This window comes from Streptomyces sp. (assembly GCF_035563135.1).
In the GTDB taxonomy this organism is placed as follows: domain Bacteria; phylum Actinomycetota; class Actinomycetes; order Streptomycetales; family Streptomycetaceae; genus Streptomyces.
Genome location: NZ_DATMVN010000622.1, coordinates 1 through 10269 on the forward strand (window position 1 = coordinate 1; position 10269 = coordinate 10269).

Annotated in this window: 9 protein-coding genes; 4 read left to right on the plus strand and 5 right to left on the minus strand. The window is 70.5% G+C overall.

Annotation, left to right across the window (positions count from 1 at the left end; translation table 11 throughout):
• A partial coding sequence (locus VN520_RS27705; RefSeq protein ID WP_325749686.1) for a WHG domain-containing protein occupies positions 1–283 on the plus strand: 283 nt, incomplete at its 5' end.
• On the opposite strand, the gene VN520_RS27710 is transcribed toward VN520_RS27705, so the two are convergent.
• Together VN520_RS27710 and VN520_RS27715 are read right to left on the minus strand one after the other, a co-directional pair.
• Positions 252–1049: a GntR family transcriptional regulator gene (locus tag VN520_RS27710; RefSeq protein ID WP_325749687.1), complete on the minus strand. Its 798-nt coding sequence runs from the start codon at positions 1047–1049 to the stop codon at positions 252–254. The genes VN520_RS27705 and VN520_RS27710 overlap by 32 nt on opposite strands.
• The gene (locus VN520_RS27715; RefSeq protein ID WP_325749688.1) at positions 1046–1588 is read right to left on the minus strand and encodes a UTRA domain-containing protein; all 543 of its coding nucleotides are present in this window, start codon (positions 1586–1588) and stop codon (positions 1046–1048) included. Before VN520_RS27715 ends, VN520_RS27710 begins: the two co-directional genes overlap by 4 nt.
• 146 nt (positions 1589–1734) lie before the next feature.
• Here VN520_RS27715 and VN520_RS27720 point away from each other — a divergent pair, with 146 nt between their 5' ends.
• A complete protein-coding gene (locus VN520_RS27720) occupies positions 1735–2127 on the plus strand; it encodes an ATP-binding protein (protein ID WP_325749694.1) in 393 nt (130 codons plus the stop codon).
• Positions 2128–2192: 65 nt separating this feature from the next.
• Here VN520_RS27720 and mfd read toward each other — a convergent pair whose 3' ends face one another.
• Positions 2193–5723, minus strand: a complete 3531-nt coding sequence (gene mfd / locus VN520_RS27725) for a transcription-repair coupling factor (RefSeq protein ID WP_325749689.1) — start codon at positions 5721–5723, stop codon at positions 2193–2195.
• Positions 5724–5907: 184 nt separating this feature from the next.
• On the opposite strand from mfd, the gene VN520_RS27730 reads away from it, so the two are divergent.
• Both VN520_RS27730 and VN520_RS27735 read left to right on the plus strand, forming a co-directional pair.
• Positions 5908–6150 carry a type II toxin-antitoxin system prevent-host-death family antitoxin gene (locus VN520_RS27730; RefSeq protein ID WP_325749690.1) on the plus strand — a complete coding sequence of 81 codons (243 nt, stop codon included), beginning with the start codon at positions 5908–5910 and terminating at the stop codon, positions 6148–6150.
• Positions 6150–6524, plus strand: a complete 375-nt coding sequence (locus VN520_RS27735) for a type II toxin-antitoxin system VapC family toxin (RefSeq protein WP_325749691.1) — start codon at positions 6150–6152, stop codon at positions 6522–6524. Before VN520_RS27730 ends, VN520_RS27735 begins: the two co-directional genes overlap by 1 nt.
• A gap of 80 nt (positions 6525–6604) precedes the next feature.
• Here VN520_RS27735 and VN520_RS27740 read toward each other — a convergent pair whose 3' ends face one another.
• Positions 6605–9187, minus strand: coding sequence for an ABC transporter permease (locus VN520_RS27740; protein WP_325749692.1), 2583 nt, complete (start codon positions 9185–9187; stop codon positions 6605–6607).
• Positions 9184–9972: an ABC transporter ATP-binding protein gene (locus VN520_RS27745; protein WP_325749693.1), complete on the minus strand. Its 789-nt coding sequence runs from the start codon at positions 9970–9972 to the stop codon at positions 9184–9186. The genes VN520_RS27740 and VN520_RS27745 overlap by 4 nt, the downstream gene beginning before the upstream one ends.
• Between the last annotated feature and the right edge of the window lie 297 nt (positions 9973–10269).

Below are 10269 nucleotides of genomic sequence, written 5' to 3' on the forward strand. Positions count from 1 at the left end.
GTTCCGCCCGGAACTGCACCGCCCCGACGACCCCGCCCTGCTCACCGCGAAGGCCCGCGCCACCGAGGCGCTGCGCGCCGGCGTCGACGGCCTGCCCGGCACGGCCCGCGGCGAGGACGCCCGCCTGGCCGGCATCGCCGCCTGGTCCCTTGCCCACGGCTTCGCGACCCTGCTGCTCAGCGGCAACCTCTCCGACGCCCTCGAAGGCCGCACCCCGGAGGAGGCGTTCCGCGCGGCGGCCGGGATGGTCTTCAGGCCGGCCGCCCCGGACCGCCCGGAGTGAACTCGTACTGCACCTCGTAGAGATGTCCGGCCTTGACCATCACCGTGGCCTCGATGGGGCGATCCTGGTCACTGAACACCACACGCAGGGTCCGCAGTACGGGCAGGTCGCCGGGCAACCGCAGCAGGCCGTACTGCTCCTGTGTGGCCACGCGCGCGGAGACCCTGTCCACACTGAGCCCGGGCGGGTACCCCAGAGCGGCCAGGAGGGTGGGCGTCCCTCCGGGAATCCTGCGGCGTTCCGTGATCGCGGTTCCCGCAGCGATGTCCAACGGGTAGTAGGAGGAGACGAGTTCGGCCGGCTCGTCGTCGATCGACAGCACTTGGCGCCGAAGGATCGCCGTACCGCCCTGAGGCAGACCCAGCGCGGCGGCCACGTCCGCCGGAGGCGCCGCCTCACCGACGTCCACCAGCGTGCTGTGCGCCCGGGTGCCCGGACCCACAGCTTCAGTGAGCCAGCGGTACGGCTCACCCTCGGCCACCGGCGCCATGGAGGAGGCAGGCCGTATCGTCCGCTGCCGGTGGTCGCGAACCGTCACCGAGGCTCCCGGCCGGCCGACCACCAGCCGCTCCCCCTTCAGGAGCTGCAGCGCCTTCTGCACCGTGGCGTTCGAAGCGGCGAACCGCTCCTTCAGCTGCGCGGTCGAAGGGAGACTCGCCCCTGGAGGCAGATCCCCCGACATGATTTCTTCCCGCAGGTCGGCCGCGATCCGCTCATGGAGCGAACGACGGTCCACGGGCTCCACATCATGTCCAGGCACGGTCATCCGATCTTGATCTCATATCGCAGCCCCTGGCCGCGCGAGGTCATCACCATCACGTCCGCCTGGATCGGCCGGCCACCGGCGGCAAGCGTGAGCCTGGCCAGTTCGAGGACCGGCTCGCCCGCATCCAGCGAGAGCGAGCGCCGCTCACTCTCGGTGGGCAGCCGGGCGGCCACATCCTCGCGTGCCCTCGCGCCGACATGCCCGAGCTCCGCGAGCAGCCGCACAGCACCTCCGCGGATCTTCGCAGCCGCAGCCAATGCCGTCCCCCGGGCGATCTCCAACGGGTAGTAGGTGTGGGTCAACTCGCACGGTTCACCGTCGAGGTACATGATCCGCTGCCGCTCGACGACCGGCGCGCCCCGCTCCACACCGAGCAGATCCGCCACCCGGCCGGAGGCCGCCACCTCGCCCGCACGCAGGATCGTCTGCGTACCTCGCCGCCCTCCGGCCGCCGCTTCGGCGGCCCACGCGTCACCGGCACCGGACGCCGACGGCACCACATAGCGAGCGGACGTGGTGACCGGTTCACCCTCAGCCATGGATTCCTCCTCGCAAGCGACACCACGGACCGTACCGATGCACACGGTAGGCGAATCGAAGCGACCCCCGAAAGAGTACCTTGATGCTTTTCGCGAATAGCAGTACGGTCGTCGCGTCACAGCCTACGAGCAACGGGGTGACCACCGTGTCTCTGTCGCAGCAACGACGCTTCCCTCGAAGGAAGACGTCTGTCCGCGCCTCCCGCGACTTCGTCATCGACGTCCTCACGGAGTGGCGGCTGACGCCTTTGATCGAGGACATAAGGCTCTGCGTCTCCGAGCTCGCGACCAATGCCCTCGTGCACGGGGCCCCTCCCGGGAGGGAGTTCGCCGTGCGTCTGAGCGCCACTGATGACCTCGTACGCCTGGAGGTCCGGGACAGCGGCGAAGGACAACCCGTCCTACGAGAACCGGACGAGGAGAGCTGCTCGGGACGTGGCCTCCATCTCGCCGCCCAACTGGCCGCGGAATTCGGTGTGGAGCACCACGTCGTCGGCAAGACCGTCCGAGTGGCGTTCAAGAGGCCCCCGGCGATCTGACTCCGAGAAGCGCGTCGGCCCCGCCGGAAGACCCGGCGGGGCCGACGCGCGGCAGGTCCCGCGTCCTACGACCCCAGGATCGTCGTGAGGAACTCCCCGGTCCACGCCAGGAGTTCGCGTCCCACCACCGGCTTCCCGCCGATCCGGCCCGCCGTCGGACGCGGGACCAGGATCTGGTGGGCGGACTGCTTGATGACCGTCTTCGGGTGCAGCCGCTTCAGCCGCAGCTCCTGCGACTCCCGCAGCTCCACCGGCGCGAAGCGGATGTTCGGCCCCTGCAGCACGATCTCGCCCACCCCGCAGGCCCGGGCCAGCATCCGCAGGCCCGCCACCAGCAGGAGGTTCTCCACCGGCTCCGGCAGCTTGCCGTAGCGGTCGGTGAGCTCCTCGCGCACCGCCCTGATGTCCTCCTCCGAATTCGCCGAAGCGATCGAGCGGTACGCCTGCAGGCGCAGCCGCTCGCCCGGGGCGTAGTCGTGCGGGACGTGCGCGTCGACCGGCAGCTCGATCTTGACCTCCAGCGGCGGCTCCTCCTCGGCCCCGCCGTCCACCGCCGCCCGGTAGTCCGCCACCGCCTCGCCGACCATCCGGATGTACAGGTCGAAACCGACCCCCGCGATGTGGCCGGACTGCTCGCCGCCGAGGAGGTTTCCCGCGCCGCGGATCTCCAGGTCCTTCATCGCCACGTACATGCCCGCACCCATCTCGGTGTGCTGCGCGATGGTCGCCAGACGCTCGTGCGCGGTCTCCGTCAGCGGCTTCTCCGGCGGGTACAGGAAGTAGGAGTAGCCCCGGTCCCGGCCACGGCCCACACGGCCGCGCAGCTGGTGCAGCTGGGAGAGACCGAAGTTGTCGCCGCGCTCCACGATCAGCGTGTTGGCGTTGGAGATGTCGATGCCGGACTCCACGATCGTCGTCGAGACCAGGACGTCGAACCGCTTCTCCCAGAAGTCGACGACGACCTGCTCCAGCTGGCTCTCCCCCATCTGCCCGTGCGCCGTCGCGATCCGCGCCTCGGGCACGATCTCCCGCAGCCGCGCCGCGGCCCGGTCGATGGACTCGACCCGGTTGTGGATGTAGAACACCTGGCCCTCACGCAGGAGTTCACGACGCACCGCCGCGCCGATCTGCTTCTCCTCGTACGGCCCGACGAAGGTCAGGACCGGGTGCCGCTCCTCGGGGGGCGTCGTGATCGTCGACATCTCGCGGATGCCCGTGACGGCCATTTCGAGCGTACGGGGGATGGGCGTCGCCGACATCGTGAGCACGTCCACGTTGGCGCGGAGCTTCTTCAGCTGCTCCTTGTGCTCGACACCGAAGCGCTGCTCCTCGTCGACGATGACCAGGCCCAGGTCCTTGAACTTCGTCTCCGACGAGAACAGCCGGTGCGTGCCGATGACCAGGTCCACGGACCCGTCCTTCAGCCCCTCCAGCGTCGCCTTCGACTCGGTCTCCGACTGGAAGCGGCTCAGCGCCCGCACGTTGACCGGGAACTGGGCGTACCGCTCGGTGAACGTGCCGAAGTGCTGCTGGACCAGGAGCGTCGTGGGGACGAGGACGGCGACCTGCTTGCCGTCCTGAACCGCCTTGAACGCCGCGCGCACCGCGATCTCCGTCTTGCCGTACCCGACGTCGCCGCAGATCAGCCGGTCCATCGGGACGGACTTCTCCATGTCCTCCTTGACCTCGGCGATCGTGGACAGCTGGTCGGGCGTCTCCGCGTACGGGAAGGCGTCCTCCAGCTCGCGCTGCCACGGGGTGTCCGGGGCGAAGGCGTGGCCGGGGGCCGCCATCCGCGCCGAGTACAGCTTGATCAGGTCCGCGGCGATCTCCTTGACCGCCTTCTTGGCCCGCTGCTTCGTCTTCGTCCAGTCCGCGCCGCCGAGCCGGTGCAGGGTGGGGGCCTCGCCGCCGACGTACTTGGTGACCTGCTCCAGCTGGTCGGTGGGGATGTAGAGGCGGTCCCCGGGCTGGCCGCGCTTGGCGGGGGCGTACTCGACCAGGAGGTACTCGCGGGTCGCGCCCTGCACGGTGCGCTGGACCATCTCGATGTAGCGGCCGACACCGTGCTGCTCGTGGACGATGAAGTCACCTGCCTGCAGCGTCAGCGGGTCGACGGACTTGCGGCGGCGGGCCGGCATCCGGCCCAGGTCCTTGGTGGCGGTGCGCTGCCCGGTCAGGTCCGTCTCGGTCAGCACGGCCAGCTTCAGCGCCGGATCGACGAAGCCGTTGTCGATGGCTCCGCACGAGACATGGACGAGTGACGGCGTGAGCTCCGCCAGGTCCTGGTCGAGGCGGGCCGCGATGCCCTCGCCGCCGAGCACCTCGACCGTACGGGAGGCGGGGCCCTGCCCCTCGGTGACGTACACCGTGCGCCAGCCGTCGGCGAGCCACCCCTTGGTGTCGGCGAGCGCGCGGGCGGTGTCCCCGCGGTACGCCTCCGGGGCGTGCATCCCGAGCTTCAGGGTGTCGCCGTCCGGCTCCTCGTCGGCGGCGAACGGGGAGGTGGACCACCACATCATGCCCAGCTCACGGGCCCGGTCCCGGACGTCGGCGATGCCCCACAGGGAGGCCGCGCCGACATCGATCGGGGCCTCGCCGCCACCGGCCGTCGCCGCCCAGGACGCCTGGAGGAACTCCTGGCTGGTCGCCACGAGGTCCGCCGCCCTGGTCCGCACCCGCTCCGGGTCGCAGACCAGCGCCATCGAACCCTTCGGCAGGACGTCGAGCAGCAGCTCCATCTCGTCGACGAGCACCGGGGCGAGGGACTCCATGCCCTCGACGGCGATCCCCTCGGCGATCTTCCCCAGCAGCTCGCCCAGCTCGGGGTGCTCCTCCGCGAGGGCCGCCGCCCGGGTGCGTACGTCCTCGGTGAGCAGCAGCTCACGGCAGGGCGGGGCCCACAGCCCGTGCTCGGCGACCTCCAGGGACCGCTGGTCGGCGATCTTGAAGTAGCGGATCTCCTCGACGTCGTCGCCCCAGAACTCCACCCTCAGGGGGTGCTCCTCGGTCGGCGGGAACACGTCCAGGATGCCGCCGCGCACGGCGAACTCCCCCCGCTTCTCGACCAGCTCGACACGGGCGTACGCCGCTGCCGCGAGCGCCTCCACGACCTCGCCCAGATCAGCGCTCCGCCCGCTGCTCAGCGCGACGGGCTCCAGGTCACCGAGCCCCTTGACCTGCGGCTGGAGCACGGAGCGGACCGGGGCGACGACCACGCTGACCGGCCCGGTCTCCGGGTCGTCCGGCCGGGGATGGGCGAGCCTGCGCAGCACGGCGAGGCGGCGGCCCACGGTGTCCGAGCGGGGCGAGAGGCGCTCATGGGGCAGGGTCTCCCAGGAGGGGAACTCCGCCACCGTGTCGGGAGGCAGGAGGGTCCGCAGCGCGGCCGCCAGATCCTCGGCCTCCCGCCCGGTCGCGGTGACGGCGAGCACCGTGCGCCCGGCCTCGCGGGCCAGTGCGGCCACGGTGAAGGGGCGCGCGGCGGGCGGACCGACCAGGTCGACATGGGCCCGGTGGCCGTCGGAGGCGGCCTTCACCGCTTCGGAGAGCGCCGGGTCGGTGACGACGACATCCAGCAGACCGTGCAGGCTCATGAAGGGATTCCGTCCGGTGTGGCGAGTGGGCAACGCGAAGGACCCGACACGTGGGACGGGCCGGGGCCTCCAGCGTACGACGCCGGTGTGTCACCCGCGCGAGGGAACGCCGTTGTCCGTACGGCGGCAGCGGAGCTAACCTTAGTCCGGCAGCTAGTCCGCCCGTCAGCCCTGTGAGGCAGTCATGGAAGCAGCCCGGCAGTACAACGTGCACGAGGCCAAGACCCACTTCTCGCGCATACTGCAGCAGGTCGAGACCGGCGAGGAAGTCGTGATCAGCCGGGCGGGGGAGCCCGTCGCGAAGGTGGTGCCCCTGCATCCGAAGGTACGCCGAACCGGTCGGGGGTCCCTCCGGGGTCAGATTCACATCGCCGACGACTTCGACGAGCTGCCGGATGACATCGCCGAAGCCTTCGGGATGCGCTGATGCGTCTTCTGCTCGACACCCATGTCGCCCTGTGGTGGCTCGACGACTCTCCTGAACTTTCCGATGAACTCAAAGATCTGATCGACACGGAGCCCGCGGTGTATCTCAGCGCCGCGACCCCGTGGGAGATCGCGATCAAGCAGTCCGCCGGCAAGCTCGCGGGACCCGGCGACCTGGCAGAGCGGGTCCGCGACTGCCAGCTGACGGCTCTTGCGATCACCGCGGGCCACGGCGTACACGCCGGCCGCCTCCCCCCGGTCCACCGGGACCCCTTCGACCGCGTCATCGTCGCCCAGGCCCGGACCGAAGGGCTGACGGTCGTCACCCGCGACAAGTGGATCCCCCAGTACGACGTGCCGGTCCTGCACGCCTGACGGCGGCCCCACGCGGTCCGGCCCCGGGGCGTCTGGAGGAACGTCCCGGGGCCGGACCGGTCATGCTACGTCCGGTGCTGTCACCCGTCCGTGGCAATCGCGTTCAGAACGTTCATCCGGCCGGCCCGGAAGGCCGGCACCAGCGCGGCGAACAGTCCGACGAAGGCCGAGGCGACGAACACGGTGAGGATCGTCGGCCACGGGATCTCCAGGACCCCGAGGCCTTCCAGGGCCAGCAGCTTCTGCGCCGAGGTGCCCCAGCCCATGCCCAGGCCGAGCCCGAGCAGCGCGCCGAACAGGGCGATGACGACGGACTCCAGCCGGATCATGCGCCGCAGCTGACGGCGGGACAGGCCGATCGCCCGCATCAGGCCGATCTCACGGGTCCGCTCGACGACCGACAGGGCCAGGGTGTTCACCACACCGAGCACCGCGACGACGATCGCCAGGGCGAGCAGGCCGTACACGATGTTCAGCAGCTGTCCGACCTGGTCCTTCAGGTCCTGCTTGAAGTCGGCCTGGTTCTGCACCTTGTACTGCGGGTACCCGGCGAGCGAGCTCTTGAGGGCGGCGTACGCCTCCTTCTCCCTGCCGTCCTCCGCCGCCGCGAACATGATCATGTTCTGGGGCATCCTGTCGGCGGCGACATAGCGCTCGGCGGTGGTGGCGTTGACGTACATCGCGCCCTGGTCGACGCTCGTGTCGTCCGAGGTGATCGCGGCGACCTTCAGCTTCGCGGTGCCGCCGGCCTTGAAGGCGACGGTCATCTCGTCGCCCACCTCGATCCTGTGCAGCGCGGCGTAGTCCGACCCGACCGACATGGAGTCCGCGCCGTACGCCTCCGACAGGTCGCCGGCGGTGGTCTCGCGCCGCAGGTCCTGCGGATACGTCGGGTCCGCTGCGGTGATGTGCTCGTCCACCGTCGAACCGTCGGGGTTGGTGAGCTTCGCGGCGAGCACCTTGTAGTGCGTGACGTGCTCGATGCCGGGCACCTCCTCGATGGCCTCGGCGGCCTGCGGCACGATCAGCTGACCGGTGCTCGACTGGACGATGAAGTCCGTGCCCACCGACTTGTCGAGTTCGTCGGTGGCCGAGGCGACCATGGACGAGCCGACGACCGAGAGGCACGCCACCAGGGCCAGGCCGATCATCAGCGCCGCGCCGGTCGCTCCCGTACGCCGGGGATTGCGCAGGGCGTTGCGCTCCGCCAGCCGCCCGACCGGGCCGAACAGCCGCAGGACGACGGCGCCGAGCACCCGCACGACCGCCCCGGCGAGCAGCGGACCGATCACGATGAAGCCGATGAGGGTGAGGACCACGCCCAGGCCGAGGTAGAGGGAGCCCTCGCTCGCCTCGTCCACCCTGGTCGCCGCCCACAGGCCGGCGGCGCCGGCCCCGGTGAGGACCAGGCCGGTCACCGCCCGGACCCAGCCGGACCTGGCGTCCGCCGGGGTGCCGGCGTCCCGCAGGGCGGCCATCGGGGAGACCTTGCCGGCCCGGCGGGCCGGGACGTACGCGGCGAGGACGGTGACGACGATGCCGAGCGCCAGTCCGGTCACCGGTGTCGTCCAGGCGATGGTGAGGTCCCCGGTGGACAGCTCCATGCCGATGGCGCCCATCAGCTTCATCAGCCCGACGGCGAGGCCGATGCCGGCCGCGACGCCCAGGAGCGAGCCGACGACGCCCAGCAGCACCGCCTCGACGAGCACGGACCGGTTGACCTGCTTGCGGCTGGAGCCGATGGCCCGCATCAGGCCGATCTCACGGGTGCGCTGGGCGACCAGCATCGAGAAGGTGTTGACGATCAGGAAGATGCCCACGAGGAAGGCGATCCCGGCGAAGCCGAGCATCGCGTACTTCATGACGTCCAGGAAGGAACCCATGGAGTCCTTGTTCGCGGCGGCGGCCTCGTCCTGGGTCTGCAGCTTGTACGCGGCGCCGTCGCCCAGGGCGGCGGCGACGTTCTCCTTCAGCCGGGTGTCACTGACACCGGAGTCGGCCGTGACGGAGATGTGGGTGAAGACGCCGGGGGCACCCAGCAGCTTCTGCTGAGCGGTGGCCGTGTCGAGGAAGACGACGGCCGCGCCCGGATTGGTGACGGTGAAGGCGGCGATACCGCTGATCCTCGCCTCGATGTCACCGGTGACCGCGATGGTGCGCAGCTCGTCACCGATCTTCAGGTGGTGCTTCTCGGCGGTGTCGGCGTCGACCATGACCTCGGTCGGGCCGCGCGGGGCGTGCCCGGAGGTGATCTCCATGGAACGCAGGTCGTTACGCGTCCAGTTGCCGGCGATCGTCGGGGCGCCGGTCTCCGACCCCATGTTCCTGCTGCGGCTGTCGACGACCGTGACGGACATGCTCATGACGCCGCCCTCGGCCGCCTTCACCCCGTCGGCCTTCTCGATCTGCGCGACGGCCGCGGCGGGCAGCGATGCGGGCCTGGCGTTCTCCGGGACGTCATCGGCGCCCCCGGCTGCCTTCGGGCTCACGGTCACGTCGGCCGACGAAGCCGCGAAGAGCTTGTCGAAGGTGGTGTTCATCGTGTCGGTGAAGACGAGCGTGCCGCACACGAACGCCACCGACAGCAGGACGGCGACGGCGGAGAGCGCCATCCTCCCCTTGTGCGCGAGGAAGTTGCGCATCGAGGTCTTCCACACGGTCATGACGTCCGCCCGCGCGCGTCGAAGTCCTTCATCCGGTCGAGGACCTGCTCGGCCGTCGGGTTCAGCATCTCGTCGACGAGGGAGCCGTCGGCCAGGTAGAGGACCCGGTCCGCGTAGGAGGCTGCCACCGGGTCGTGGGTGACCATGACGATGGTCTGGCCGAGCTCGTCGACCGACGTACGGAGGAACGCCAGCACTTCGGCGCCGGCCCGGGAGTCCAGGTTCCCGGTCGGCTCGTCCCCGAAGATGATCTCGGGCCGGGCCGCGAGCGCCCGGGCCACCGCGACGCGCTGCTGCTGACCGCCGGAGAGCTGGGTGGGCCGGTGCTTGAGCCGGTCGGAGAGACCGACGGTGTCCACGACCTGCTGCAGCCAGCCGGCATCGGGCTTACGGCCCGCGATGTCCATCGGCAGCGTGATGTTCTCGATCGCGTTGAGCGTCGGCAGCAGGTTGAACGCCTGGAAGATGAAACCGATCCGGTCCCGGCGCAGCTGCGTCAGCTTCTTGTCCTTGAGGCCCGTGATCTCGGTGTCGGCGAGATGGATCTGCCCCGAGGTCACCGTGTCCAGACCCGCCAGACAGTGCATCAGCGTCGACTTGCCGGACCCGGACGGGCCCATGATCGCCGTGAACTGCCCGCGGACGATGTCCACGTCGACGTGGTCGAGCGCCACGACGCGGGTCTCGCCCGCCCCGTACGCCTTGACGACCTGCCGCGCCCGCGCAGCGACGGCCGTACGCCCTCCAGTGTCCCCGTGCCTGGGAATGGTCACAGCCGTTGTCACTTTTTTTCTCCTATGTCGGTCGATGCGCGGACGTCCCTGTGTACGTTCCGAGTCTCGGGTGGAAGAGGGGCCCTGCGCGCTGGGGCCCGGCGCAGTCTTTCGAGGGGGTTTCCCCCACCCCCGCCCCTGTGGCCGGCCGCACCGGCGATGTAAGAACACGTTAAGGAACGCGGCCCCCCCGCCTCGTCCTCCGGTGGGAGGAACGGCCCCTGGGCGCGCCTACGGAGCTCCCCCTAGGGGGCCGGACCCCCTGGACGGGACCTGAGGAGGAGTCCCGCCTCTCGGCCTGCGGCTCCC

Excerpts from the sequence above, each read along its gene's own strand:
- VN520_RS27740 (WP_325749692.1), bottom strand. The coding sequence starts at position 9,187 with ATGACCGTGTGGAAGACCTCGATGCGCAACTTCCTCGCGCACAAGGGG.
- mfd (WP_325749689.1), bottom strand. The coding sequence starts at position 5,723 with ATGAGCCTGCACGGTCTGCTGGATGTCGTCGTCACCGACCCGGCGCTC.
- VN520_RS27710 (WP_325749687.1), bottom strand. The coding sequence starts at position 1,049 with ATGACCGTGCCTGGACATGATGTGGAGCCCGTGGACCGTCGTTCGCTC.
- VN520_RS27735 (WP_325749691.1), top strand. The coding sequence starts at position 6,150 with ATGCGTCTTCTGCTCGACACCCATGTCGCCCTGTGGTGGCTCGACGAC.
- VN520_RS27730 (WP_325749690.1), top strand. The coding sequence starts at position 5,908 with ATGGAAGCAGCCCGGCAGTACAACGTGCACGAGGCCAAGACCCACTTC.
- VN520_RS27715 (WP_325749688.1), bottom strand. The coding sequence starts at position 1,588 with ATGGCTGAGGGTGAACCGGTCACCACGTCCGCTCGCTATGTGGTGCCG.